This is a genomic window from Streptomyces pallidus (ex Mingjun et al. 2026) (genome assembly GCF_051550185.1).
In the GTDB taxonomy this organism is placed as follows: Bacteria; Actinomycetota; Actinomycetes; order Streptomycetales; family Streptomycetaceae; genus Streptomyces.
Window position 1 is genome coordinate 7,317,282 of record NZ_CP196181.1, and the last position, 24,536, is coordinate 7,341,817.

The 24,536-nt window shown below is 72.7% G+C and carries 32 protein-coding genes; 13 read left to right on the forward strand and 19 right to left on the reverse strand.

Going from position 1 to position 24,536, the window contains the following annotated elements; genetic code table 11:
* Window positions 1-34: 34 nt before the first annotated feature.
* From ACSHWO_RS32635 to ACSHWO_RS32660, 6 genes are all read right to left on the reverse strand, one after another.
* The gene (locus ACSHWO_RS32635; RefSeq protein ID WP_438317834.1) at window positions 35-1,075 is read right to left on the reverse strand and encodes a cytochrome d ubiquinol oxidase subunit II; all 1,041 of its coding nucleotides are present in this window, start codon (window positions 1,073-1,075) and stop codon (window positions 35-37) included.
* A complete protein-coding gene (locus tag ACSHWO_RS32640) occupies window positions 1,072-2,559 on the reverse strand; it encodes a cytochrome ubiquinol oxidase subunit I (protein ID WP_438317837.1) in 1,488 nt (495 codons plus the stop codon). Before ACSHWO_RS32640 ends, ACSHWO_RS32635 begins: the two co-directional genes overlap by 4 nt.
* 37 nt (window positions 2,560-2,596) lie before the next feature.
* On the reverse strand, window positions 2,597-3,436 hold the full coding sequence (locus tag ACSHWO_RS32645; RefSeq protein WP_438317840.1) for an SDR family oxidoreductase: 840 nt from the start codon (window positions 3,434-3,436) through the stop codon (window positions 2,597-2,599).
* Between the two features lie 165 nt (window positions 3,437-3,601).
* Complete coding sequence (locus ACSHWO_RS32650) at window positions 3,602-5,182, reverse strand: GMC oxidoreductase (protein ID WP_438317843.1); 1,581 nt, start codon at window positions 5,180-5,182, stop codon at window positions 3,602-3,604.
* A 141-nt stretch (window positions 5,183-5,323) separates the two neighbouring features.
* Window positions 5,324-6,238 (reverse strand): cyclase family protein, encoded by a 915-nt coding sequence (locus ACSHWO_RS32655; protein ID WP_438319325.1) that lies wholly within the window; start codon window positions 6,236-6,238, stop codon window positions 5,324-5,326.
* Between the two features lie 162 nt (window positions 6,239-6,400).
* Complete coding sequence (locus ACSHWO_RS32660) at window positions 6,401-7,006, reverse strand: TetR family transcriptional regulator (RefSeq protein ID WP_438317846.1); 606 nt, start codon at window positions 7,004-7,006, stop codon at window positions 6,401-6,403.
* 159 nt (window positions 7,007-7,165) lie between these two features.
* Here ACSHWO_RS32660 and ACSHWO_RS32665 point away from each other — a divergent pair, with 159 nt between their 5' ends.
* The 5 genes from ACSHWO_RS32665 (at window position 7,166) to ACSHWO_RS32685 (ending at window position 11,208) form a co-directional block, all read left to right on the forward strand.
* Entirely contained in the window at window positions 7,166-7,750 is a 585-nt protein-coding gene (locus ACSHWO_RS32665; RefSeq protein ID WP_438317849.1) for an ATP-binding protein, read from the forward strand.
* An 86-nt stretch (window positions 7,751-7,836) separates the two neighbouring features.
* Window positions 7,837-8,631, forward strand: a complete 795-nt coding sequence (locus ACSHWO_RS32670) for a CPBP family intramembrane glutamic endopeptidase (protein ID WP_438317852.1) — start codon at window positions 7,837-7,839, stop codon at window positions 8,629-8,631.
* Window positions 8,621-9,952: a sensor histidine kinase gene (locus ACSHWO_RS32675; RefSeq protein WP_438317855.1), complete on the forward strand. Its 1,332-nt coding sequence runs from the start codon at window positions 8,621-8,623 to the stop codon at window positions 9,950-9,952. Before ACSHWO_RS32670 ends, ACSHWO_RS32675 begins: the two co-directional genes overlap by 11 nt.
* Window positions 9,916-10,566 carry a response regulator transcription factor gene (locus ACSHWO_RS32680; RefSeq protein WP_438317858.1) on the forward strand — a complete coding sequence of 217 codons (651 nt, stop codon included), beginning with the start codon at window positions 9,916-9,918 and terminating at the stop codon, window positions 10,564-10,566. Before ACSHWO_RS32675 ends, ACSHWO_RS32680 begins: the two co-directional genes overlap by 37 nt.
* 99 nt (window positions 10,567-10,665) lie before the next feature.
* Entirely contained in the window at window positions 10,666-11,208 is a 543-nt protein-coding gene (locus tag ACSHWO_RS32685) for a hypothetical protein (protein ID WP_438317861.1), read from the forward strand.
* Between the two features lie 20 nt (window positions 11,209-11,228).
* Here ACSHWO_RS32685 and ACSHWO_RS32690 read toward each other — a convergent pair whose 3' ends face one another.
* From ACSHWO_RS32690 to gvpO, 10 genes are all read right to left on the reverse strand, one after another.
* Window positions 11,229-11,528 (reverse strand): acylphosphatase, encoded by a 300-nt coding sequence (locus ACSHWO_RS32690; RefSeq protein ID WP_438317864.1) that lies wholly within the window; start codon window positions 11,526-11,528, stop codon window positions 11,229-11,231.
* Between the two features lie 88 nt (window positions 11,529-11,616).
* Window positions 11,617-11,790 (reverse strand): hypothetical protein, encoded by a 174-nt coding sequence (locus ACSHWO_RS32695; RefSeq protein ID WP_385848850.1) that lies wholly within the window; start codon window positions 11,788-11,790, stop codon window positions 11,617-11,619.
* Between the two features lie 53 nt (window positions 11,791-11,843).
* Window positions 11,844-12,278 (reverse strand): gas vesicle protein K, encoded by a 435-nt coding sequence (locus ACSHWO_RS32700; protein WP_385848849.1) that lies wholly within the window; start codon window positions 12,276-12,278, stop codon window positions 11,844-11,846.
* Window positions 12,275-12,532 (reverse strand): gas vesicle protein, encoded by a 258-nt coding sequence (locus ACSHWO_RS32705; protein ID WP_438317867.1) that lies wholly within the window; start codon window positions 12,530-12,532, stop codon window positions 12,275-12,277. The genes ACSHWO_RS32700 and ACSHWO_RS32705 overlap by 4 nt, the downstream gene beginning before the upstream one ends.
* Window positions 12,529-13,386, reverse strand: a complete 858-nt coding sequence (locus ACSHWO_RS32710) for a GvpL/GvpF family gas vesicle protein (protein WP_438317870.1) — start codon at window positions 13,384-13,386, stop codon at window positions 12,529-12,531. The genes ACSHWO_RS32705 and ACSHWO_RS32710 overlap by 4 nt, the downstream gene beginning before the upstream one ends.
* Window positions 13,383-13,766, reverse strand: coding sequence for a gas vesicle protein (locus ACSHWO_RS32715; RefSeq protein ID WP_361087505.1), 384 nt, complete (start codon window positions 13,764-13,766; stop codon window positions 13,383-13,385). The genes ACSHWO_RS32710 and ACSHWO_RS32715 overlap by 4 nt, the downstream gene beginning before the upstream one ends.
* Window positions 13,767-13,842: 76 nt before the next feature.
* Window positions 13,843-14,091: a gas vesicle protein GvpG gene (locus tag ACSHWO_RS32720; RefSeq protein WP_438317873.1), complete on the reverse strand. Its 249-nt coding sequence runs from the start codon at window positions 14,089-14,091 to the stop codon at window positions 13,843-13,845.
* 34 nt (window positions 14,092-14,125) lie between these two features.
* Entirely contained in the window at window positions 14,126-14,842 is a 717-nt protein-coding gene (locus tag ACSHWO_RS32725; protein WP_438317876.1) for a GvpL/GvpF family gas vesicle protein, read from the reverse strand.
* 3 nt (window positions 14,843-14,845) lie between these two features.
* A complete protein-coding gene (gene gvpJ, locus ACSHWO_RS32730) occupies window positions 14,846-15,331 on the reverse strand; it encodes a gas vesicle protein GvpJ (protein ID WP_438317879.1) in 486 nt (161 codons plus the stop codon).
* Window positions 15,332-15,360: 29 nt separating this feature from the next.
* Window positions 15,361-15,735 carry a gas vesicle protein GvpO gene (gene gvpO / locus ACSHWO_RS32735; RefSeq protein WP_438317882.1) on the reverse strand — a complete coding sequence of 125 codons (375 nt, stop codon included), beginning with the start codon at window positions 15,733-15,735 and terminating at the stop codon, window positions 15,361-15,363.
* A 156-nt stretch (window positions 15,736-15,891) separates the two neighbouring features.
* Here gvpO and ACSHWO_RS32740 point away from each other — a divergent pair, with 156 nt between their 5' ends.
* Together ACSHWO_RS32740 and ACSHWO_RS32745 are read left to right on the forward strand one after the other, a co-directional pair.
* Entirely contained in the window at window positions 15,892-17,115 is a 1,224-nt protein-coding gene (locus tag ACSHWO_RS32740) for a histone protein (RefSeq protein WP_438317885.1), read from the forward strand.
* A gap of 4 nt (window positions 17,116-17,119) precedes the next feature.
* Window positions 17,120-18,205: an SRPBCC family protein gene (locus ACSHWO_RS32745; RefSeq protein WP_438317888.1), complete on the forward strand. Its 1,086-nt coding sequence runs from the start codon at window positions 17,120-17,122 to the stop codon at window positions 18,203-18,205.
* A 109-nt stretch (window positions 18,206-18,314) separates the two neighbouring features.
* Here the strand turns inward: ACSHWO_RS32745 and ACSHWO_RS32750 are convergent, their stop codons facing one another.
* The 3 genes from ACSHWO_RS32750 to ACSHWO_RS32760 form a co-directional block, all read right to left on the reverse strand.
* Window positions 18,315-18,497, reverse strand: a complete 183-nt coding sequence (locus ACSHWO_RS32750) for a CsbD family protein (RefSeq protein WP_361087310.1) — start codon at window positions 18,495-18,497, stop codon at window positions 18,315-18,317.
* Between the two features lie 61 nt (window positions 18,498-18,558).
* Complete coding sequence (locus tag ACSHWO_RS32755; protein WP_438317892.1) at window positions 18,559-18,756, reverse strand: hypothetical protein; 198 nt, start codon at window positions 18,754-18,756, stop codon at window positions 18,559-18,561.
* 103 nt (window positions 18,757-18,859) lie between these two features.
* Window positions 18,860-19,255, reverse strand: a complete 396-nt coding sequence (locus tag ACSHWO_RS32760; protein WP_438317895.1) for a GNAT family N-acetyltransferase — start codon at window positions 19,253-19,255, stop codon at window positions 18,860-18,862.
* A 232-nt stretch (window positions 19,256-19,487) separates the two neighbouring features.
* On the opposite strand from ACSHWO_RS32760, the gene ACSHWO_RS32765 reads away from it, so the two are divergent.
* The 6 genes from ACSHWO_RS32765 (at window position 19,488) to ACSHWO_RS32790 (ending at window position 24,489) form a co-directional block, all read left to right on the forward strand.
* Window positions 19,488-19,940: a hypothetical protein gene (locus tag ACSHWO_RS32765; protein ID WP_438317898.1), complete on the forward strand. Its 453-nt coding sequence runs from the start codon at window positions 19,488-19,490 to the stop codon at window positions 19,938-19,940.
* A gap of 90 nt (window positions 19,941-20,030) precedes the next feature.
* Window positions 20,031-21,011, forward strand: a complete 981-nt coding sequence (locus tag ACSHWO_RS32770; protein ID WP_438317901.1) for a DUF4344 domain-containing metallopeptidase — start codon at window positions 20,031-20,033, stop codon at window positions 21,009-21,011.
* Between the two features lie 173 nt (window positions 21,012-21,184).
* Window positions 21,185-21,688 (forward strand): TspO/MBR family protein, encoded by a 504-nt coding sequence (locus tag ACSHWO_RS32775; RefSeq protein ID WP_438317904.1) that lies wholly within the window; start codon window positions 21,185-21,187, stop codon window positions 21,686-21,688.
* An 80-nt stretch (window positions 21,689-21,768) separates the two neighbouring features.
* Complete coding sequence (locus ACSHWO_RS32780) at window positions 21,769-22,725, forward strand: GlxA family transcriptional regulator (RefSeq protein WP_438317907.1); 957 nt, start codon at window positions 21,769-21,771, stop codon at window positions 22,723-22,725.
* Window positions 22,726-22,831: 106 nt separating this feature from the next.
* A complete protein-coding gene (gene gap / locus ACSHWO_RS32785; RefSeq protein WP_361087328.1) occupies window positions 22,832-23,830 on the forward strand; it encodes a type I glyceraldehyde-3-phosphate dehydrogenase in 999 nt (332 codons plus the stop codon).
* A gap of 338 nt (window positions 23,831-24,168) precedes the next feature.
* Complete coding sequence (locus ACSHWO_RS32790) at window positions 24,169-24,489, forward strand: hypothetical protein (RefSeq protein ID WP_438317910.1); 321 nt, start codon at window positions 24,169-24,171, stop codon at window positions 24,487-24,489.
* The last annotated feature ends 47 nt before the right edge of the window (window positions 24,490-24,536 follow it).

Consider the following 24,536-nt stretch of genomic DNA (forward strand, 5'->3'; position numbering starts at 1 on the left):
CCGTCCTACGTGCACCGGCCCGGCCCGCCGGCGGTCAGCTGCTCTCCGGGCCGCCGCCCCGCCGCAGGTCGGCGTCGGTGAGCGGCTCCAGCTCGCCGTGCGTGTCGAGCCGGTACAGCAGCACCACCGCCGGGAAGACCAGCACCACGGCCACGAGGGTCACGACGACCAGCCAGTGCAGGGTCGCGGGCGCCCCCGCCCCCTCGGCCACCGTCAGCGAGCCCGGGATCAGGTACGGGCGCTGCGCCATGCCCCAGGCGATGACCGCGGCCGCGACGACGCCCACCGCCGAGACCCGCGACCACGCGCCCGGGGTGCGCAGCAGCAGCCACGCCGTCACCAGCGACGCCACCACCGACACGATGACGAAGAACAGCCCGGCGCCGTGGGTGAGTCCGTGCCACACGTGCGGAGCGTCGCCGTGGGTGACGAACAGCGTGACCACCGCGAGCACCGCCAGGGCGGCGAGGGCGGCGACCGCCCGCCAGCGGAAGTAGGCGTGCAGGTCCGGGGCGTCGAAACGCACCGCGTCCGCGGCCAGGAACACGGCCCCCAGCAGGGCCGTGGCCGCAACGGCGAGCAGGCCGAACAGCACCGAGGTGGGGTTGGCCCAGGCGTGCGCCGAGGGCTCGGTGCCGGGCGCCACCCGGCCGGAGGCGATCCCGCCCGCCGCGGCGCCCAGGAAGAACGGGGTGAGCAGCGAGGAGACGGCGAACACGGCCCCGTAGATGCGCCGTCCGGCGATCCTGCGGGTGGGTTTGCGCAGGGCGAAGCCGGCGCCGCGCAGCACGATGCCGACGGCCGCGAGGGCCAGCGGCAGCCACATCGAGAGGAACACCGTCTGGAAGAACACCGGGAACCCGGTCCACATGATGATCAGGACGAAGATGAGCCAGACGTTGTTGACCTCCCACACCGGCGCCATGGCGTGGTCGATCAACCAGCGGGGGCGCTTGCCCCGCTCCGCCCCGCCCGCGGTCAGGTCCCAGAAGCCCGCCCCGTAGTCCGTCCCGCCGGCACAGGCGTACGCGGCGATCGCGAGCAGCAGGACCACCGCCACGACGTCGGCGGTCACGGCCTGCCTTCCCCGGTCGGTGCCGGGCCGTCACCGTGGCCGGGCTCGGGGGGGCCGCCGGCGGGAACCGCGGAGCGGGGGCCGTAGGGGGTGTCCGTCTCCGGATGCTCCATCGCTTCTTCCTCACTGCGCCGTTCGTCGTCCAGCCGCCATCGGGTGCGCATCTTCAGGAGCACGGCCAGGAAGGAGCCGAAGATCAACACGTACACCGCGACCACCAGCCCGAACATGGTCCACAGGGCGCCGGAGCGGGTCGCCGTCACCGCTTCGGCGACCTTCATGTTCTGGTAGACGATCCACGGCTGCCGGCCCACCTCGGTGGCGATCCAGCCGCATTCGACGGCGACGACGGAGGCCACCCCGGCGCACGCGGCACCGCGGTAGAACCACGGCGAGGCGGGGAGCCGGCGGTGGCGCAGCCAGAGGAGCCCGTACCAGAGGGCGAGCAGCACGAGCACGGAGCCGATGACCACCATGAGGTCGAACGCCCAGTGGGCGACGGTCGCCTGGGCGGCGGTCGGCCGCTGGTCCGCCGGTACGGACGTCAGTCCCGTCACCTTCGTGTCGGGGCTGAACCCGGCGAGGATGGAGTCGAGCTGGGGGACCTTGATGCCACCGGAGATCGTCCCGTCGGGGTGGAGGCGGCCGAAGAGGTACTCCGGGACGTGGGTGCTGGTGTCCCAGACGATCTCCAACGCGGCGAACTTCACCGGCTGCTTGCGGAACACGGCGCGCGCGATCGCGTCGCCCAGCATGAACTGGATCGGCGTGCAGACCGCCGCGACCGTGAACGGCACGGTGAAGCCGAGGCGGTGGTAGCGGTCGCGGCGGCCGCGGAGCCAGCCGGCGGCGTAGACGCCGGCCACCACGTACCCGGCGGTGAGCAGCATCGCCACGACGAAGTGCCAGTACTCCGGCCCGAACATCGGCGTGAAGATCGCCTTGCGGACGTCCACGTCGACGGGGTCGCCCCCGGAGTCGAGGCTGAAGCCCCGAGGGGTGTTCATCCAGGAGTTGGCCGACAGGATGCCGAAGGCCCCGAGCAGGGCGGTGGCCGGCAGGGGCAGCCCGAGCAGGAAGTGCGTACGGGCGGGCAGCCTGCGCCAGCCGTAGAGGTAGACGGCGATGAGGACGGCCTCCAGGAAGAAGGCCCAGGCCTCGATGCCGAAGCCGAGCCCGAAGACGTCGCCCCACCGGCCCATCAGCCCCGGCCACAGCAGGCCGAACTCGAAGGACAGGACGGTGCCGGTGACGACGCCGATCGCGAACTGCACCGCCATCACCGCCGACCAGCGCCGCGCCAGAAGCAGGGCGGTCGCGTCGCCGCGGCGCAGCCCGTAGCCGTGCATGATCAGGGTGATCAGCGGCAGCGCCACGCCCAGGGGCACGAGGATGATGTGCGAGGCGAGGGTGAAGGCCATGAGCGATCTGGCCGGCAGCATCTGGGGCGGTGCTTCCGCCAGCAGGTGGACCGTGGTGTGCATGGGTGGTGTGTCTCCCCCGGGGCCGAGGCGGTTGGGGTCAGCCGCCGGTGGCGAAGCCGGGGAAGAGGGTCATCCCCCCGTCGACGTAGAGGGTGGCTCCCACGACGTAGTCCATGAGGTCGGAGGCGAGGCCGACGGCCGCGTTCGCGATGTCCTCCGGGTCGCCGACGCGGCGGTACGGGATCAGTTTCAGCAGGTCCTGCTCGGCCTGCGGGGTGTCCCATGCGTTGCGGTTGATGGGCGTCTTGATGGCGCCGGGCGCGATCGCGTTGACGCGGATCTTCTGCGGCGCCAGCTCCTGGGCAAGGGTCTCCATCATCATCTGCACGCCGCCCTTGGAGGAGGCGTAGTTGACGTGGCCGGCCCAGGGGATGATCTGGTGCACCGAGCTCATGCAGATGATCTTTCCGGCGGAGCGGGAGACCTCCGGGACGACCCCGCGCCGCAGGAACTCCTTGGTCGCCTCGCGGGCGCACAGGAACTGCCCGGTCAGGTTGACGTCGATGACCTTCTGCCACTGGGCGAGGGTCATTTCGGTGAAGGCGGAGTCCCGCTGGAGCCCGGCGTTGGCGACGAGGACGTCGATCGTCCCGAACTCCTCGACCATGCGGTTCGTCATGGCGACGACCTGGTCCTCGTTCGACACGTCCGCCTCGTACGCCGCCGCGCGCACCCCGAAGGACGAGATCTCCTCGACGACCTTCTCGGCCTCGTCGCGGCCGGCCACGTAGTTCACGACCACGTCCGCGCCGGCCCGGCCCATGCCGATGGCCGTGGCCCTGCCGATCCCGGAGTTGGCGCCGGTCACCAGCACCTTCTGGCCCTTCAGCAGGTGCGGGGGGATCGCATCCCGGGGTACGGCCTCGGTGGAACTCACGACCAACTGCCTCCTCCGCAGCGCGGCCCGCGCGGTCCGGGCGGGGACAGCCGGGCGGGTTCCGGGTCACCCAATCACCGGGGGCGGGGCGCGGGGGCGCGCGGCGATGCGTGTTGCACCACCCGGTTGAGGTTCTTCGCCCGGTCGGCGGTGTGCTGCGGCGGGTCAGCCCATGCGTTCGAGGAGGTGGTCGCCGACGCGCAGGGCGTTCGCGATGGCCGTCAGGGACGGGTTGACCGCGCCGATGCTCGGGAAGAAGCTCGTGTCGACCACGTACAGGTTGTCCAGGTCGTGCGCCTTGCAGTTGAGGTCCAGGGCGGAGGAGGCCGGGTCGGTGCCGAAGCGGACGGTCCCCGCCTGGTGGGCGGTGGCCCCGATCGGCATGCCCTTGTGCAGGTAGATGCTGTGGTCCAGCAGGTGGTGCTCGTGCATGCCCAGGTGCCCGAGCCGGCGCTGGAGCTCGTGCCGCAGTCGGTCCAGCCCGGCGGTGTTGTTGTCCTCGTCGAGTGCGAGGTGGATGCGGCCCTCGCCGTCCAGGGTGACCCGGTTGTCGGGCAGCGGCAGGTCCTCGCCGCACAGCCAGAAGTCGACGGCGTGGTGGGCCATGACCTCGAACGGCATGTTCGGGGTCACCGCCCCGGCCCAACGCGGAGCCTCGCCGCGGATCTGCTCGGCGTCCGACTTGCCGAGCATCTGGATCCCGCCGAGGGGGTGGTCCCAGTCGTCGGAGCCGAGGTACCAGTCGTGCAGGGCGAGGGTCTTCTGGAACTGCGTGTCGTTCGGCTCCTTCGACACGGCCATCAGGGCCAGGTTGTTGTGGCGCATGTAGAAGCGGCCGACCACGTCCGAGCTGTTGGCCAGGCCCCGCGGGTGGCGGTCGTTCGCGGACGCCAGCAGCAGCGCCGCCGAGTTGACCGCCCCGCAGGAGACGACCACGACGTCCGCCGCGTACCGGGCCTCCTCGTCGCCGTCGAGCCGGACGACGACCGTGCTCACCGTCCGCCCCGTCGGGTCGGTTTCCAGCCGGACCACGTGGGCGCCCGTGACCAGTTCGACGTTCGGGTGCTGCAGGGCCGGCTCCACGCAGATCACCTCGGCGTCGGACTTGCCGCGGACCAGGCAGGGGAAGCCGTCCACCCGGTTGCAGCGGATGCAGACGCTGGAGTGGGTCGCCCGCCCCCGGTCGTCCTGGCTCAGGTCGACCCCGATGGGCAGGTGGAAGGGGTGCAGTCCCTGCTTCTCCAGATCGTCGCTCAACTGCTGGATCCGCGGCTCGTGTTCGACCGGAGGGTGGGCGTACTGTGCGCTGGCCGGCCCCTCCCAGGGGTCCTCGCCGTGCCGGCCGTGCACCAGGTACAGGTGTTCCGCCTGGGTGTAGTACGGCTCCAGGTCCTCGTAGCCGATCGGCCAGGCCGGCGAGATCCCGTCGTGGTGGCGCAGCTCGCCGAAGTCCTGGGGGCGCAGCCGGAACAGCGCCGCGCCGTAGAACTTGGTGTTGCCGCCCACGTAGTAGTTGACCTCGGGCGGGAACTCGCGTCCGTGCTTGTCCAGCCAGAACTCCGGTGCACGGTACTTGCCCTTGACGAACACGGCGGTGGAGTCCCAGTTGTCGCGCTCGCGCGGCAGGTAGCCGCCGCGTTCGAGGAGGAGCACGCGTTTGCCCGAAGGGGCGAGCCGATGGGCGAGCGTGCCGCCGCCGGCGCCGGATCCGATGATGATGGCGTCGTAGTGGGGGGTGTCGCTCACGGCGACCACCGTCCGTCCTCGGTCTGTGGAGTCGCGCCCGTACCGGGCCTGTCCGTCACAGCGGGATCCCTCTTCGAACGTATACGCCGACCGGCGGTCCGGCACCCCGGAGGCCGAGGGGCCCCCACGGTGCCCGTACGGTCACACGACGGCGATCGGATTCACGGGGGAGCCGGTCGCCGCCGGCAGCCGCAGCGGCGCCACCGTGCACAGGAACCGCCAGCGTCCGAGCTCCGCGCACAGCTGCGCCAGCTCCTCCAGGTCCAGGTAGTCCAGCAGGTGCACGCCCAGCGCGTGCATCGCCAGGACGTGTACGGGGAAGGCGACGCCGGCCACCGGGCTGGGCGCGGTGTCGTTGTTGCCGTCCGAGCCGAGGACGGCGACGTGCCGCTCGGCCAGGAGCCGCACCGCCTCCGGATGCAGGCCCGCCCTGGCTCGCGCCACGTCCCACGGGCCGGACTCGCGTCGCCGGCGCCGGTGCCCGACGCGGACGAACAGCAGGTCGCCGGGCCCGGTGCGGACGCCCTGCGCCTCCTCGGCCGCGGTGAGGTCGCCGGCGCTCACGCAGTCGCCGGGCTCCAGCCAGGGCAGACCGCGCACCCGGGGGACGTCCAGGAGCACGCCGCGGCCGACGATGCCGCTCCGGACGAGGTCGAGGGTGATCCCGCGGGCACCGCCCGCCTTCAGTGCCTTCTCCGGGGCGCCGCCGTAGAGCTCGCCGTCGAAGACGACGTGGCACAGGGCGTCGAGGTGGGTGTGGGCGTCGCCGTGCACGTTCATGGCGAAGCGGTCCAGGGCGAAGTGCAGGCCGGGGGTCCCGGTCTCCTGCTCGCGGGGTGCGGTCAGCACGTAGGCGGCGGGCTGCGGATCGTCCGGGCCGGGGTACGTCTCGATCGGCGCGGCCAGCGACACGGTGCGCCCGAGGCGCACCTCGGCCGCGGCGGCCGCGACCCGCTCGGGGGTCAGGTGGGCGAGGGCGCCGCGGCGGCGCTCCTCGGCGGTCCGGCCGTGGTGGCGCAGGCGGACGTAGAGGGACCGGAAGGCCTCCTCCGTCATGGGCGCCGCGGGCGCCGCGGCGGTCGTGGGCGTCGTCAGCCGCTCGGGTTCCCCGGAGGTCCTGTGATCGGTCACGCCGGATCCTCCTGCTCTGCGTCTGCCGACGGGCCCCGCCTCCACTGTCCGGCGCCGCCGTGAGCCGTGCATCCCGGGCGGAGTCCGTCAGTCGCGTCCGGACGGCCGCCAGCCCGGTTCGAGGCGGTCGAGCAGGAGGCGGAAGGCCGCGTCGGCCCGCTCTCGGTCCCCGTCCGCGAGCGGGGCGAAGAGCAGGCCGAAGACGCCGTCGACGAGCAGGGCGGCCTCGGTGCGCGCCCGCGCATCGGGCATGCCCAGTCCGGCGAAGAGGCCCGTCACCAGGTCGGTCCAGCCGGTGACCAGGTCGCGCATCACGGGCCCGTACCGCTCCGGATGCATCACGCTGGCGCTCATGATCTCCAGGTACAGGGGGAGTACCGCCCGCATGTCCGGACTGCCGAACTGCTCCCAGACGCGTTCCACGAGCCGCCGCAGCCCTGCGGCGTCCTGCGGAGCCCCGCGCGCGTCCAGCTGCGCCCGCAGCCTGAGGAGGGGACGGCGCTCGTCGAGCGCGAGGGCCTCGGCGACCATGCGCTCCTTGGTGCCGAAGTAGTACAGGAGCATGCGGTCGCTGGTGCCCAGGGCCCGGGCCAGCGGGCGCAGGGACAGCCCGGCCAGGCCGTTGCGGAGCACGTACGCGCGGACCCGGTGCAGCAGGGCACGACGTTTGTCCTGGTCGGCGGGGCGGGGCATGGGCACCTCCCGGGGCGCGGCACACGCGGTACGTATGTCCGTTTTGGTTAAGTCTTTACCGTAATGCCCGCTTCGGGTATTCTTGTAGGTGTAGCAAGTGCTACATGAACGTCGAACCTCGCCATCGAGCGGCCGGGCCACCCGGCACAGAAAGGACTGATGACCATGGCCCGCTTCACCGTCCTCCCCTCCCGTCTGCACGAGCGGACGGCACGGCATGCCGGCACGCCCGTCCGCGGGCACGCCGGGGAGTGGGTGGCGAAGAACGCCTCGACGTCGTGGTTCACCCGGCAGTTGGGCCTGTGGACCCGGAGCCTGGCACCCCCGCGGCCCCTCTGCGCGCCCGCGGCCCGGGCGACCGCGCGGGAGGCCTCCTGGCCCCTGGCGCGCGACCTGACCTCGGCGGGCCGGGCCCGCCACCTGGTGACGGGCCGGCTCCGCGACTGGGGCCTGAACGCCCACGGCGACCTCACCGACACCGCCGAACTCCTGGTCAGCGAGATCGTCACCAACGCGCTCCGCCACGCCCGCGGCCCCGTCCGCCTCAACCTCAGGGCCGAGGGCGACCGGCTGCTGTGCGAGGTGGAGGACGCCTGCGACGCCGACCCCGTACGCCGCACCGCACCCCTGGGGGCGGAGGGCGGCCGCGGCATCGAACTCCTCGACCTGCTGAGCGAGGCCTGGGGCAGCCACCGCACCGCCACGGGCAAGACGACCTGGTTCGAACTGTCCCTCCGACCCTGAGCCGAGACCGGGGTGTACCTGGGTACACCCCGGTCCGGTAGCCAGGCGCAGCGGACGCGGTCCTGCGGGGCGGCATCGTCGGTGTCATGCGAATGACACCTGTGGACATCAGGGTGACGGTCTGCTTCCTGGCCGTCGCCTTTCCGGCGGCCGGCCTGCTGGGCGCCGCCCAGCCCGCGACACGGATACCCGCCGAGATCATCCAGCTGACGCAGTTCGGGCCCGCCCTGGGGGTCGGCGTCGCCGCCCTGCTGTGGCCGCGGCGCGTACGGGCGCTGCTCGCGGGCGGCCCGACCCGCCCCGGCGGCCGCGGGGCCCTGCTGCTCCTGACCGCACCGCTCGTCATCGCGGCCGGCGCCGCCGCGTACGCGGCCCTCGGCGGGGACGGGCGGCCGGTCCGCCCCGACGCCCCGTTCGCCCTGATCGCCGTGGCGCAGCTGATCGGTGCCTGCGCCGAGGAGATCGGCTGGCGCTGCCTCCTCCAGCCGTTGCTGCGCCCCCGCTTCGGCCCCCTGGGAGCCTCCGTGGCCGTCGGCTCGGTGTGGGGCCTCTGGCACGTCCAGGTCTTCGCCCAACACCCCCTCTACGCCGCCGGGTTCCTGGTGGGCGCGGTGTCCCTTTCGGTCGTGCTGGGCTGGGCGCTCGACGGGACGGGCGCGTCCCGGCTGCTCCTCGCGGGCGGCTTCCACGCCCTGGTCAACCTCGGCATGCTGCTCTGCATGGACGAGGAGTCCGGCACCGTGACCCCCATGGTGCTGTTCGGCGTGTCCGGTCTGACGGCAGCCGCGCTGTGGACGTGGTCGGGCGTGCGCCGGGGGCGGCCCGCGCAGACGGATCCGGCGCCGGATAGGCTCACCACGATCATGGAAGATGTCCGATAGACCGCGCGCCGTCCGCAGCCGCGGACGCGCCACCACCCCCGCTCCGGGCCCGGCTCCGGTTCCGGCCCCGGTCCGTGCGTACGTCGCCCTCGGCCGCTGCCAGCTGGCGAGCCTGCACGCCCTCGCCGTGTCGGCGACCGGCTCGCTGGTGGTGCTCGCCGTCCTCCTGCTGCCCGTGGGCCTCGGCTTCCGGCTGCTCCCGCCCGCCGCCCTGGCCCTGCGCGCCCTGTCCGACCGCTCCCGGACGCGGGCCACGGCCTGGACGGGAGTCCGGATCGGCCCGCCCGACCCGCTGCCCGCCGCCGACCGCGACTCGACCGCCCGCGGGCGGTCGCGCCGCATCCTGGCCGACGACGGGTTCTGGCGCGACCTGGCGTGGGCATGGCTGGAGCCGGTGACGGGGGGCCTCCTGGTCGCCGTACCCCTCTCCCTGGCCTGGTACGGGGTGTTCGGCGCGCTGGTGCAGCCGTTCGTCTGGCGCCGGATCAACGACGGCAACTGGTACGCCTTCGTCCCCGTGCACACCACCGCCACCATGCTCGCCGCGCTCGTGCTGGGGCTCGCCTTCGTCGCCGCCGGCCTGCACACGGCGCCCGCCGCGCTCCGGCTGCACGCACGCCTGAGCCGCCGGCTGCTCGCGGAACCCCGCACCACCCGGCTGACCCGGCGGATCGAGCAGCTCACCGACACCCGCGGCCGCGCCCTCGACACCCTGGCCGCCGAACTGCGGCGCATCGAACGGGACCTGCACGACGGGGCACAGGCCCGCCTGGTCGCCCTGGGCATGACCCTAGACCGGGCCACCCGCCTGCTGGACGCCGATCCGGCGGCGGCGCGCGAACTCCTCCTGGACGTCCGCAGCACCTCGGAGCGGGCCCTGCAGGACCTGCGCACCCTGGTCCACGGCATCCACCCGCCGGTCCTCGCCGACCGCGGCCTCGGCGACGCGGTCCGGTCGCTGGCCCTCGACAGCTTCCTCGACGTCCACGTCGAGGCGCGGCTGCCCGGCCGGCTGCAGGCGCCCGTGGAAACCGCCGCCTACTTCGCCGTGAGCGAGGCGCTGACCAACGCGGCCAAGCACTCGGGCGCCCGCGAGGTCCGCATCGCCCTCGCCCACGGCGACGGCCTGCTGCGCATCACCGTCACCGACGACGGGCACGGCGGCGCCGACCCGTCCCGGGGCACCGGACTGGCAGGCGTACGGCAGCGGTTGGATACCTTCGACGGAACCCTCGCCCTGCACAGCCCCCGGGGCGGACCGACCACCGTGACGATGGAGATACCGTGCGCGTTGTCCTCGCCGAAGACCTCTTCCTCCTGAGGGACGGGCTCACCCGCACCCTCCGGGAGCACGGCTGCGAGGTCGTCGCCGTCGACAACGGGCCGTCCCTCCGGCGCGCGCTGCTCGCCGAGGGGGACGCGGCGCCCGACGTCGCGGTGGTGGACGTACGGCTGCCGCCGACCTTCACCGACGAGGGCCTCCAGGCCGCCCTGGACGCCCGCCGCCGCAGGCCCGGGCTGCCGGTCCTCGTTCTCTCCCAGTACGTGGAGCAGCTCTACGCGAACGAACTGCTGGCCGGGGGAGAGGGCGCCGTCGGGTACCTCCTGAAGGACCGGGTGACCAATACGGAGCAGTTCGTCGACGCGGTCCGCCGCGTCGCCGCCGGCGGCACGGTGATGGACCCGCAGGTCATCTCCCGACTGCTGGCGCGCGGCGACGCCCGCGGAACGATCGGCGGCCTGACCCCGCGCGAACGCGACGTGCTGGAACTGATGGCGGAGGGCAGGTCGAACGCCGCGATAGCGAACGGCCTGCACATCAGCGAGAGCGCCGTCGCCAAGCACACCGCGAGCATCTTCGCCAAGCTGCGGATCAGCGCCTCCGCGGACGACAACCGGCGGGTACTGGCCGTGCTGGCCTACCTCAAACGCTGACCGTCGCCCGGGGTGGGCGGAACGCGTTCCTGGGTAGGGACCCCCAGACCGTGCCGCGGCTCACCCGCGCGGCCACGGGATCGTCCAAGGGGGGGACGGATGCTCTGGGACCAACTGCCCGCGCTGGCGGGCGTCGTGATCGGCTCGGCGGCCTCGTACGCGACGCAGAGCCTGACCGAGCGCCGCAGGTGGAAGCGGCAGCGCGAGGAACGCTGGGACGAGAAGCGCTTCGAGACCTACGCCCGCTACGCCAACGCCCTCAAGGCCCAACTGCGCGTCGCCCAGCGCATCGGAGCGGCCCTCGGCTTCGCCGACGTGGCCGACCCCCTGGCGCCGGCGGAGGGACTCGTCCAGCTGGCCGAGGCGGAGTCGCGCCGCGCGACCGAGTGGGAATCCGTCCTGCTGGTGGGGGACGCGGAGACGATCGCGGCGGCGCGCCGCTGGCACGAGACGATCTGGACCATAGAGCTGCTGGTACGGGAAGCCTCCGCCGAGGCGGGGCAGTGGACCAAGGCCCACCAGCTGGCGAGCGCGGCGCGGGACGCCTTCTACGCGTCCGCGCGCCGCGACCTCGGCATCAACGGCGTGCCACCGCCGTCCGGGCGGTGGCCGCGGGCCTGGCGGGCCGAACTGTCCGACTGAGGCACCGCCATGCCCCGTCGTCAGGGGCGCTCGGGCGGTGTGGGGCTCACCGCGAACCCCTCGGCGGCCGCCCCCGGGCCGGACGCCGGCTCCTCGTACACCTCGACGTTGAGGACCGCGGCCGCCGGCGGTCCGGCGTGCATCCACCGGACCATCCGGGCGACGGCTTCCTCGTCCCCCTCGAACAGCGCCTCCACCTCCCCGCCGGGCAGGTTGCGCACCCAGCCGGCCACCCCCTGCTCCAGGGCGGCGCTCCGGCAGCTGTCGCGGAAGAACACCCCCTGCACCCTGCCCGACACGATCACACGCTTCCGCATCATGCACCCGACCCTGCCCCCTCCCGCCGCCACCCGGCCGAGCGACGCGCGGGGGACACGCGGACCGCCCCCGTTCGGGGGAGCCCACCGCTCAGTGCCGGAACGCGTCCTTTCCCGCCTCCTTCGTCTGCCGGGCCTTGCCGCGGGCCTCCAACGCGGCCCCCTTGGCCTCCGTGGTCCTGTTCCCCACGGCGTGCGCCGCCTTCCTCACGGCCTTTCCGATCACCTGCTCGGCCTGGGCCTTGATCTTCTCGCTGGTGCTCATGTCCGCACCTCTCTCGTCACCGTGCGCCTACTCCGGCCCGGGGGGGAACACCCTCAGGGTTCGGGCGGCGCGAGCAGGGGGCCGAGCGGGCCCAGGTCCAGGTTCAGGTCGTCGAGGGTGCAGCCGTGCCGGGCGCACAGCTCCGTCATGCGGTCGTGGAGGGCGAGGAGCGTGGCCCCGAGCTCCTCCTCCTGCGCGTCACTGAGGCCGCCGGCTTCGACGCGGCGGATCGCCTGCCGTTCGATGAGCTGCCGGAGGAGTTCGACCACGGTCAGCACGAGCCTGACGAGGTCCTCCTCGACCGTCTCGGGTCCGGTGCGGATGCGGTGGCCGCGGGAAGGCCCCGAAGGCGGTGCGTCGGCCGGGGACGCCGGCAGCAGCCGCACCGCATCGGCCATGGCGCCCCCGACCGCCCGCAGATCGGGGGCGGGGGAGGGGACGTGGGCCGGGGCGGCGGGCTGCGGCCGGTCGGGGGTCTCACGGCTCATGGTGCTGCCCGCCGTTCCGGAGCCGGCCAGGGAGCGTCGGCCGTGCTCACGGAGCTGATCAGGGCGCGCAGGGAGATCCTGACCAGGTCGATGTCCGCGATGGACAGGACGATGTCGCCGGTGATGACGACGCCTCCGGCCAGCAGCCGGTCGAGGAGGTCGACGAGCGCGACCTGCCGGCCGGGCAGGGCGAGTTCGCCGCGGTCGTGACGGTCGACGCGGTCGAGGCGTTCCTCGCCGGCGTGCTGGTTCATGGCGCAGGGGGAGCCGGCGGCGCGGCGGCGAAGGAGTACGGCGCCCAGGGGCCGGTCACCTCCAGGCGGATTCCGGGAAGGTCCTCGGCCGCGCCGCGGACCGCCGTCCGGAAGGCCTCGGCCCGGTCGTCGGGGACGAGGAAGGCGTCGTTGAGGACGTTCTCCCCGTCGGCCCCCGCGGCGAGGGGGCCGGCCTGCGGGGAATGGCGCACCTGCTGGGCCGCGCACCGCAGGGCGATGCCGGCGATGCGGTCGGCGGCCAGTTGCGCCTGGCGGTAGTGGCCCTCGCGGGCCTCGTGCTGGGCACGTCGTGCCCGGAGGTAGGCCCTGCCGGCACCGGCCGGGGCGGGTCCGGCCGCGGGTTCGGGCGTCGCCGGGCCCGCGGGGGAGGTGGTGCCGGCGGGCGGAGAGGGACGTACGTAGACCTTGACGCCGTACTCGGTGTGGGCGCTGAGCCGGGCCAGCTGGTCGGCGAAGTCCTGGCCCTGCTCCTCCAGCGCCTGCAACGCCCGGGCCCGGTCCGCGTAGAGGGTGGCCAGCCGCAGGGGCAGGACGGTGGTGCGCGCCGCGAGGGCCTCGATCACGCGGTGGTGGGCGCGCGCGGTGTCCTCCAGCCAGCGCAGGTCCTCGAAGCGCTCCCTGAGCACCTCTTCCGCCCACTCGGCGCGGGGGACGTCGCTGACGACGAAGGCGACGGGCGCGGCCGTTCCCCCGCCGGTGGGCACGAGCAGCGCGACGGGGCTGTCCGCCACCCCGGCCAGACCCTCGAGGGACTCGCCGAGACCGGGCGCCGGGGGCGTGACGGCGTACACGTAGGTGAGGGTGGGGCCGTCGGGGGCGGTGGGGGCGGTCACGGCTCGGCCCTCCGCTCCGCCGTACCGCGGGCCCGGGAGGAGCGCTCCTCCTGCCCGACTCCCAGGGCGTCGGGCAGCGGTCCGGCATCGGTGAGTCCCTCGCGGCGCGCCTGCGCGAGCTCGGCGCGCAGGCGCCGGTTCTCTTCGGCCAGCGACTCGTCGCGGTGACCGGAGGAGAGCGACGCGTCGTGCTCCCACCAGTCGATGCCCATCTCCTTGGCCTTGTCCACCGAGGCGATGAGGATCCGCAGTTTGATGGTCAGGAGCTCGATGTCGAGCAGGTTGATGCGGATGTCGCCGGCGATGACGATGCCCTTGTCCAGCACGCGCTCCAGGATGTCGGCCAGACTGGCCGAGGAGCTCGGGGGGTAGCCCGCCATCGCGGGACCCGTGCCGAATCTGCGGTCCAGGGGGTTCGTCACGTATCTCGCCTCCCAGTCGTCTGCTCCGGTCCCGTCACGGCTCGCCGCTGCGGTACCTGTCGATTTCGGCGAGCCGGTCGATCAGCAGGTCCTCCTCGCGTTCGAAGGTCTCCTCGTCGATCTCTCCGGCACCGAGCTGCCGCTCCAGCTCGGTGAGCTGCGCCCAGACGGGGGCCGGGTCGTAGTACTCGGCCTCGGCCTTGTCCGCCACCTGCTGCGCTGCCCAGAGCACGGCCCGTACCGGCAGCAGGGGCGAGGTGATCAGTTTCTCCAGCAGGCCCATCGCGGAGGTTCCTTCCTCGGTTCGGGTGGGGGCCTCACGGCACGAAGCTGTACGGGGGCAGCGGCCCCGTCAGCCGTATCGCCAGGCCGCTGTCGCTGTTCTGGGTGAGCTCGGCGTGCGCCCTCAGCAGGGGTTTTTCGTCACCGAAAGGCACGAGCAGGGACAGGTTGAGGAAGTCCTCACCGCTCGGGGTGTGGAGGGCGTGGTCCCTGCCGAGCGGCACCAGCGCCCCGACCAGGTCCGCCGCCGCGGCCGCATGCCGCAGGTCGACCTCCTCGGCGATCAGGCGCCCCAGTTCCAGGGGCAGGCGCGGGTCCTGGGATCCGGCGAGGATCTCCTCGTTGAGCCTGCGCGCCTCGGGCGAAGCGTCCAGGATCTCGCGCAACAAGTGGTCCTGCTCCCGGGACGCCTTCACGTTGTACTCGGCGCAACCCTGCACGCGTTCCAATGCCGCGCGGTACATGCCGCCCTGCTCCCGCAGCGCCTGGCGGACGGCGTCGTCGTCGGGCGCGGTGTAGCCGAACTGCAGCGGGAGCGGCGTCCCGTCGGCCAAGAGGCGGTTCTGGACGGTCTGGTGGGCTGCGACGTCGCGCCGTTTCGGGCGGATTTCCTCATCGATGTCGCTGACCACGGCGCGCAGCCCGTCCGCCGGGACGACCCGGACGGGCGCGGCCTGCGCACCGACGCCGGAGATTCCGTCGATCCGGCACGGATGGTCGTCCAAGGTGACGGCGTATACGTAAACGGCCACGGTTCACTCCCTCTCGTGCCGCGCCGTCCGCCGGACCGGCCGCCGGCGCCGAGGAGGCGCTTCTTCCAGCTCGGGTTCCTCCGCCTTGCGCTCCTCCTCGTCCTCGTCTTCCGCCTCCTCGTCCCCGCCCTTGCCGGACAGGGACTGCGTCAGGCCCTCCAGCGCCCCGCTGAGCGCACCCTTGGTCTTGCCCTTGCTTCCGCCCTCGATCATCTTGTCCATCATCTCCGGCAGCTGGGCGGGTGCGCTGCGGCCCGCTTCGAGGTCGAGCCGGTTGCAGGCTTCGGCGAAGCGGAGGTAGGTGTCGACACTCGCGACCACGATCCGCGCGTCGATCTTGATGAGTTCGATGCCGACCACGGAGACGCGCACGAAGGCGTCGATGACCAGCCCACGGTCGAGAATGAGTTCCAGGACGTCGTAGAGGCTGCTCGTTCCACCGCCGCTGCGGCTGAGGCCTCCGCTCGCCCCTTGCGGCATCACCGTCATGGTGCTTCCCTTCCGGGCCGGTGGCGGCGTCAGCCGCGCGGCCGGTCGATCATGCCCCGGCTGTACCTCCGGGTACGTTCGTACGAGATCAGCTCGCCCCGGTCGTCCAGCTCGACCCGGTAGCTACCCATGACGCTGGTGGTGTCCGGGATGCGTTCGAGCTCGACCACCTCCACCACCGCTTCCCAGCCCTCGTCCGTGGGCTTCAGGGACGAGACCGACTCGGGCCGCCGGCCGAGCAGTTCTGCGAGCTGCTCGGCGGCAGCCCGCATTGCCGCCGCGGCGCCGGGCGCACCGCGCTTGCGGGTGGCGGCCGGCTTGCGCGCTGGCCTGGCGGCGGGCCGTTCGGCGTCTTCGTCCCCGGAGGTGCGGCGCCGCCGGCGGGCCGGTTCGGACGTGGTCATGTGCTCCCTCGCGAACCAGATCTCCATGGATCTACAACGCCTCCCCCCATGCGGCCACACCACACCTCGCATTTGGAACTTTCTTCACATAAAGCCGAATATCTGGCGCCAGGGTGAGCAGCCGCTCCTTGAAGCCACGCGGAAGGGACCAAGTCGATGGAGGACACGACCAAGATCGCCCTGGGAGCCGCCATAGTCGGTGGCTACGTACTGGGCAGAGCGAAGAAGGGCCGCATGGCCCTGTCGCTGGCGACCTACCTCGCCGGCCGCAGGTTCGGCCTCGAACCGGGTCAGCTCATGACACAGGGGCTGCGCAAGCTCGGAGAGCTGCCGCAGGTCGCCGAACTCGGAGAGCAGCTCCGCGGTGAAGCCCTGCAGGCGGGTCGCGCGGCTCTCGCCACTGCTGCCAACCGCCAGCTCTCGGGTCTGGCCGACACCCTCCACCAGCGCACCCTCGAACTCACCCGTGAGCGCGAGGAGCCGGAGGAGGCGCGCGCCGGGGACGAGGACGAGGACGAGGAGTACGAAGAGGAGCCTTACGAGGACGAGGCGTACGAGGACGAGGACGAGGAAGAGGAGGAAGAGCAGCCCTACGACGAGGAGGACGAGGGGCCGTACGACGAGGAAGAGGAAGAGCCCGAGGAAGAGCCCGAGGAAGAGCCTGAGGAAGAGCCTGAGGAAGGGGCCGAAGAAGAGGTCGAGGGCGAGGCCGAGACCGAGGGCGAGGAGGAGTCCGAGGAAGAGCCGGAGGAGGAGCCCGAGGAAGAACCCGAGGAGGAGCGCCCCCGCAAGCCGGCCCGCCGCAGCAGCGCACGCACCTCCGCGCCCGCCCGTACCTCCACGGGCCGCGAGCGCAGCCCGGCGTCCGAGAAGCCCGCATCCCGCCGCGCACCGGCGAAGGAGACGAGCGCCGCGGCCCGGAAGACGACGGGTAGGAAGTCGGCGGCCCCGGCAAAGAAGGCCGCCCCGGCAAAGAAGGACACGGCGGCGAAGAAGTCGGCCGCGCCCGCGAAGAAGGCCGCGCCCGCGAAGAAGGCCGCGCCCGCGAAGAAGTCGGCCGCGCCCGCGAGGAAGGCCGCGCCCGCGAAGAAGGCCGCACCTGCGAAGAAGGCCGCACCTGCGAAGAAGAAGGCCGCAGAGGGGAGGAAGACCGCCTCCTCCTCCACCCGGAGCACGCAGGCCAGGAAGGCCCCGGCCAAGAAGGCCGGCTCGTCACCGGGCCGCGCCGGGCCCAAGAAGTCCGCGTCCGCCAGGCCGCCCGCCAAGAAGGCCGCGGCCAAGAAGACCGCGGCGCGCCAGCCCGCCCGGAGCAGCGGCGCGAGGAAGTCCTCGACGTCAGCGAAGAAGGCGACGGCGCGCAAGCCGTCGACGCGGAGGTAGTGCCATGGCCACGACACACAGCTCACGGACGTCCGACAACTCACGGTCCCCCATGAACCACCTGGTCGAGGAACTCGGAGGCTATCTCTCGGCGCAGGCCGACCAACTGGCCGACAAGGCGTCCGACAAACTCGGCGACCTCACCGACCAGCTCTCCGACGTGGCCGACAACGGAGGTTCCCTCGCCGACATCGGCGGCCGGCTCCTCAAGGGCGACTCGCCCCTCAAGGCCGCCGCGGGCAGCACCTTCGACGGCCTGAAGGAGAAGGTCAAGGACATCGGCAGCGGACTGACCGGCAAGGGAAAGTCCCGCAAGAGCGGGTCCAAACCCACCCACATCATGGAAACCGTCGACGTAGGAGTCCCGCTGCGCACCGCGTACGACCAGTGGACTCGGTACGAGGACTTCAGCAGTTTCGCCAAGGGCGTGCGCAGCGTCTCCCAGGGCGACGACACCTCCTCCGACTGGAAGGTCAAGGTCGGCCCCTCCACCCGCAGCTGGAAGGCGACCGTCCAGGAGCAGGTCCCCGACGAACGGATCGTCTGGAGCTCGGAAGGCGCCAAGGGCACGACCCGCGGCTGCGTCAGCTTCCACGAGCTCGCCCCCTCCCTCACCCGCGTGGTCGTGGTGGTCGAGTACTACCCCTCCGGGCTGTTCGAGAAGACGGGCAACCTCTGGCGTGCCCAGGGCCGCCGCCTGCGCCTCGACCTCAAGCACTTCGCGCGCCACGTCACCCTCGCGAGCGATGAGCCCGAAGGCTGGCGGGGTGAGATACGGGACGGCGAGGTGGTCCGCACCCACGAAGAGGCCATGGAAGAGGAGGAGTCCGCGGAGGACGAGCCCGAGGAGTACGAGGACGAAGAAGCCCCGCCGGACGAGGAGTACGACGAGCAGGAAGGCGAGGAGGACGGCGAAGCAGACGACGAAGTAGAGGACGAAGCGGACGAGGACGAGACGGACGAGGACGAGACGGACGAGGACGACACGGACGAGGACGAGACGGACGCAGAGGCAGAGGAGGAGGAAGGCGAAGACGAGGAGGCGGACCGGGCCGAACCGCGAGCGCGTCGTCGGCGCAGGAGCCGCTGAACACCGCACACCCGCACGCCAAGAAAGCAAGAAAGAGGGGCGCACGCACAAGAAAGAGGGGCCGCCGTCCTCGGTGGACGGCGGCCCCCGGTTCGCGCTTCGCGCAGGGTCAGGTCAGCGTGCCCTTGGCCGCGTCCTTGGCCTTCTGCCCGGCCTGCTTGGCATTGGCAGCGGTCTGCTCGGCCTTCCCCTTCATTTCCATGCTCTCGTTGCCGACTGCTTTGCCGGTGGTTTCCTTGACCTTGCCCTTCATGTTCTTGCCGACGTTCTGTGCCTTCTTGCCTGTCGCCATCCCTGATTCACCTCCGACCCCCCTCACAGCCGCTGCCCCGTGGGGAGCCGCCTATGCCTCCTCAGCGGGCTTTCCTGCGGGCAGGTAGTGCAGAACGCACTCGGCGCCGCAGCGCCCGGCGCAGGCCCCAGAGCGACAGGCGCAGGGCCCACACCGTCAGCCGCACGCCGATCGGGCGCAGGGCGGTGCGGGACGCGCGGCGGACGAGCGCCCGGCGCTTCGTCCGCCCGAGTCCGTGCCGCCCCCGACGGTCCTTCACGACGGCCTCCTGCCCGGTCGTGGGGCGATGGCTCTCATCACGCAACGACCCTGTGCCGTTCCGTCTGCGCCTTCCGCCCGGCTTCAAACGCGAAGAGGCGGTTTTACAGGGCCATCAGGCCGGCCGCCGTCACCTCGAACCGGCACGCGTCGAGGTAGAACGGGCGCAGGTGCTCCTCGAAGTCGACGTGCAGCCATTCACAGCCCGCAGCACGGGCCTCACGGGCCGCGATCGCCACGAGCGCGGCGCCCACTCCGCCGGAGCGGCGGCGCCGGGCGACCACCGTGTCCAGCAGAAAGGCGTGGGCGCCTCCGTCCCAGACGACGTTGACGAAACCGATCAGAGCCCCGCCTTCCCACGCGCAGACCCAGCCGAGACTGTGGCGCTCCAGCCGTTCCCGCCAGTCGGTCCGGGCGGCCGGGAGGTCGAAGCCGTCGGCATGGAGTGCGTCGAGCGCGGCGTTGTCGACCTCGCCCCGCCACTCGTAGTTGATCTTCATACGCGAGATCGTAAGGAGTGGGCGGGCGGCGGGAGGCGCTTCCTGTTGCTCCTGGTCCCGGCCGCGCTGATCTTTCCCTTCGTCTTCGCGGCCCGCGCCGTCGGTGTTCTGGCCCGGGCGGGGGGCTGCGCCGCGCCGACAACGGGGCCTGGTTCCGGATCGCCGGCCGCGCCCAGGCGGCCGTTGCGGTGGCCGTGTACGCCTTTGCACGCCACCGGTGCGGTCGTGTCGGGTGGAGTACCTGCCCCTGCGCTTCGTGTGCGAGGTCGGCGACATCGGCGACTACGCGACCTCCGTCCCCCGCTATGTCAACCCGGCCGCTTTCCTCCTCGGCCTCGCGGCCGCCGTCTGCTTCACCGTCGCGGCCCTGGACTCCGGCCGCACCCCCGAGCGGGCCGGCGGCACTGGTGCGCAGCCTCCCTCCCACCCCCGCGCCGGCCGTCCGTCGCGGCGGGACAGTTCGTCGGGTGGCCCGCTGCCGTGGCCGAGGGGCGAGACCCGGCCGGGGCGCCCGGCGCACCAGGGCTCGCCGAGGTCGCCGGTGGGCCCGGTCCGCGCCGCCGAAGCCCTGGGCCTCGGGCCTGCACGAAGCGCTGGAACCGCGCTTCGGCCCGGTCGAAGCCGAGACCGGGTGGAGCTGCCACCACCCGTGCCCACCGCTCCGGGCACCCGGCTGGACCCATGACGAAACGCCGCAAAGCGGTTATTGCGGGCGTGTGGGTGGTCGATCATAATCCGCGTGTCGGGTGTGAGCCCTGGAAAGGAGCCGGCCGGGGTGCTGAGCAGTGGTGGGCGGTCGACCGCCGCGCGGGCCGCTGCGGTGGGGGCGCTGCTCGCCGTCGGCCTCGCGGTCGCCTCCTGGACCGGCAGCGACGGCACGGGCAAGGACGAGGGCGACGGCAGCGGCGAGGGCAGTGGCAAGGTCACGATCGTCTACGGGGACGGCGCGATCAAGCCGCAGGACCGCCCGGCGGTGGACGCCCTCCGGAAATCCCGCGCGCTCGAACAGCTCGCGGACTGGGTGAACACCTCGGTCGCCCTCCCGCACGACCTCGTCGTCAAGGTCACCGACAAGGTCCCGCCGGGGGTCACGGACGCCGTCACCCAGCCCGACGGCAGAACGATCTACATCCCGCCGGCGTTCCTGACCCAGCTCCGGGACATCGCCGGCGAGGTCGTCAAGACCGTCAAGCGTCCGGCCCTCCTCCCCGAGGACGAGTACAACGTCGACGATCTGACCGCACTGTCGACCCGGTTCGTCTTCGGCCACGAGATGGGCCATGCCCTCCAGCGCCAGCTCCAGCTCCCGAACCTCGGTCTCGAGGAGGACGCCGCCGACGGGTTCGCCTCGTTCCACACCGTCAACGAGGCCGGGCCGCAACCCTCGCTGGCGGCCGCGCTCGTCTTCGACGCGCTCGCCCGCAAGGAGGGCGAGCTGACGCTCGAAGGGCTGTCGAGCGACCACCCCGTCACCCAGCAGCGGGTCTTCAACTTCCTCTGCTACCTCGACGGCAGCGACCCGAAGAGGTTCGACGGGTCGCTGGTCGGTGCCGGCTACCTGCCGAAGTCCCGCGCCCCGCTGTGCCCGCAGGCGTGGGCGATGCTGGACCACGGCTGGTGGACCCAACTCCAGCCGCACTTTCGCGAGGCGTTCAGGAAGCAGGGCGACAAGAGCCGCGCCGAGGCGCGCGCCCGGCTGATCGCGGAGACGAAGGCCTTCGCCGAGAGGCTCGAAGAGCTCCGCAAGAACCAGTGACGGCGCCGTCCCCGAACCGGCGCATCCGCCGGCGTGCCGGGGAGCGAAGTGCTGGGTGGGGGCGTCCGGACGGGGCGCCCCGCCCGACGGAAGCCGGTGAGCCGCATGAGACGACCCTCCGGGACGCGCCCGCGCCGGTGGGCCGCCCCGCCCGCACCCCCGGCGGCTGCGCCGTGACCGCCGCAGCGCTCCGCGCCCGGCTCGCCCGGCCGCTCCCGCTGCTGCTGGCCCTCCTCGCCCTGACCTACGGCGTCGCCGCCGTCGGAGCCCTGGCGGCGGCCGACGCCGGTGATGTCTACCTCGGGTTGCGGCGTCCCGGTTGGGCGCCGCCGGCGTGGCTCTTCGGGCCGGTGTGGACCGTGCTCTACGCGTCGATCGCCGTCGCGGCCTGGCTCGTCGTCCGACACGGCCGCGCGGACGGCCGCGGCCGCCGTCCCGCCCTCACGCTGTGGGCGGTGCAGCTGCTGCTCAACCTGGCCTGGACACCGCTGTTCTTCGCGGCCGGGCAGTACGGTGCGGCGCTGGTCGAGATCTGTCTGCTGCTGGTGTCGATCGGGTTCACCGTCGCGGCCTTCGCCCGCGTGTACCGGCCCGCCGCCTACCTGCTGCTGCCCTACCTGCTGTGGGTGGCGTACGCGGCCGTGCTCAACGGGGCGATCTGGTGGCTCAACCGGTGACCGCCGGTCCGGTGCGCGGTGCCACCGCAGACCGTGTCGCACATGTGCTTGAATGTCGGACTTCCGCGTACCCTCTAGGCGTGTCCAAGCCCCGCCTGCACCGCGTCGCCGTCCTGGTCCTGGAGGGCGCGAAGCCGCTCGACGTCGGCATCCCCGCCCAGGTCTTCACCACCCGGGCGAGCATGCCGTACGAGGTGCGGGTGTGCGGCGCCGCCCCCGGGCTCGTCACCGGCGGTGACGGTCTCTCGTACCACGTGAACCACGGGCTCGACGCGCTCGCATGGGCCGACATCGTCTTCGTGCCCGGCTACCGGTTCCCGGACCGCGAGGACCCTCCGCAGGGCGTCATCGACGCCCTGGTCGCCGCCCATGCGCGGGGAGCCCGGCTCGCCGCCATCTCGACCGGCGCGTTCGCGCTCGCCGCCACCGGCCTGCTCGACGGCAAGCGCGCTACGACCCACTGGCACTACGCACGCGCGCTCGCCGCCAAACATCCGCTCGTCCGGCTCGACGAGAACGTCCTGTTCGTCGACGAGGGCAGCGTGCTGACGTCCGCGGGCGCCGCCTCGGGCATCGACCTGTGCCTGCACATCCTGCGCGCCGACCTCGGTGTGGCCGCCTCGAACCACGCCGCCCGCCGCCTGGTCGCGGCCCCCTACCGCAGCGGCGGCCAGGCGCAGTACCTGCCCCGCAGCGTGCCCGAGCCGCTGGGGGAGCGGTTCGCCGCCACCCGAGAGTGGGCCCTGCGCCGGCTCGCCGAGCCCCTGACCCTGGAGGCGCTCGCCGAGCACGCGGCGGTGTCGTCGCGCACGTTCTCCCGCCGCTTCGCCGACGACACGGGGTACACGCCCATGCAGTGGATCATGCGTGCCCGGGTCGACAGGGCCCGTGAGCTGCTCGAACGCTCGGAGCGGAGCGTCGAGCAGATCGCCGCCGACGTCGGCCTCGGCACCGGCGCGAACCTCCGGCTGCACTTCCAGCGCATCCTCGGCACCACCCCGACCGAGTACCGCCGCACCTTCACCCAGGGCGAGTAGCCCGCCCCCGCGGTGTGGCGAGATCCTTTTGAACCATGGCGATCCCGCCACTGTCGTCGGAGGATCAAGGAAGCGAATCTGATGGCGAACAGAAGGGACACCGCTCATGACTCGCATCGCCATCAACGGATTCGGCCGCATCGGACGCAACGTGCTCCGCGCGCTGCTCGAACGCAACAGCGACCTCGAGGTCGTCGCCATCAACGACCTCTCCGAGCCCACCACGCTCGCGCGGCTGCTCGCGTTCGACTCGACGTCCGGCCGCCTGGGCCGCCCGGTGACCGTCGACGGGAACACCCTCGTCGTGGACGGCCGCCGCATCACGGTCCTCGCCGAGCGCGAGCCGGAGCAGCTGCCCTGGGCCGAGCTGGGCGTGGAGATCGTCCTCGAGTCGACCGGCCGCTTCACGTCCGCCGGGGCCGCCCGCGCCCACATCAAGGCAGGCGCGAAGAAGGTGCTCGTCAGCGCCCCGTCGGACGGCGCGGACGTGACGCTGGCGTACGGCGTGAACACCGACGCGTACGACCCGGCGGAGCACACGATCGTCTCCAACGCCTCGTGCACGACCAACGCTCTCGCGCCGCTGGCCGCCGTCCTCGACGAGCTCGCCGGGATCGAGCACGGCTTCATGACGACGGTGCACGCCTACACGCAGGAGCAGGCCCTGCAGGACGGTCCGCACCGCGACCCCCGCCGCGCCCGCGCCGCCGCCGTCAACATCGTCCCGACCACGACCGGCGCCGCCAAGGCGATCGGCCTCGTGCTGCCGCAGCTCGACGGCAAGCTGAACGGCGACTCGATCCGCGTTCCGGTTCCGGTGGGTTCGATCGTCGAGCTCAACACGACCGTCTCCCGCGACGTGACGCGCGAGGACGTGCTGGCGGCGTACAAGGCCGCGGCGGAGGGTCCGCTGGCCGGCGTGCTCGAGTACTCGGAGGACGCGCTGGTGTCGTCCGACATCGTGGGCAACCCCGCCTCGTCGATCTTCGACTCGGCCCTCACCCGCGTCGACGGCCGCCACGTCAAGGTGGTCGCCTGGTACGACAACGAGTGGGGCTTCTCCAACCGAGTGATCGACACCCTCACCCTCCTCGCCGCCCGCTGACGCGGGTCGAGCCGGGCCTCCGCGGGGCAGACCGTCCCGATGCCCCCGCGGACCGAGCGGGTTCCCGACTGCCGACGAGGCAGCCGGGAACCCGCTTTTCGCATGCGGTCGCCGCGCGCGGAGGGCGTCGGCGTCCGGGTGCGGGACCCCTCACGTAGCGCACGCCACGCCGGGCGGCCCACCCGCCGCGGAGCAGACGCCTCGGCACACGCCCGCAAGTCCCGCGGCGACCTGTGCCTGCCGCGCCTCACCGAGACCGCCCGGATCACCGGCCACATGTACCTGCGCGGCTTCGGGCACGGCGTCAACCTCGGTGTGGAGAAGCGCGGCGGTGAGACGTGGCTGCGGACCGAGATCGCGCGCCCGACCTCGTCCTGGAGGCCGGCGCCACCCCGGCGACGGGGGCCACCCCGCAGGTGCGCCTGACCACCGTCGCCGGCACGGCCTTCCTCCAAGCCCGCGGCCAGATCACCGGCACCTTCACCGCCGACACCAGGACCGGTACGCGCCCGGCCGACTGCGCCCGCCCGGTCTGGTACGTGCGCGCCACCGCGGCCCGCGACAACAGCCAGGGCATCAACGCCTGCCGCCTCGACATCAACTCCGCAAACCCCGTCACCTGGGTGCAGTTCGACAACGTGCAGACGATCTGGCGCTGACCCGCCGCCGGTCCGGGGGGCGCGCGGCGGCGCCCTCCCGGACCGGG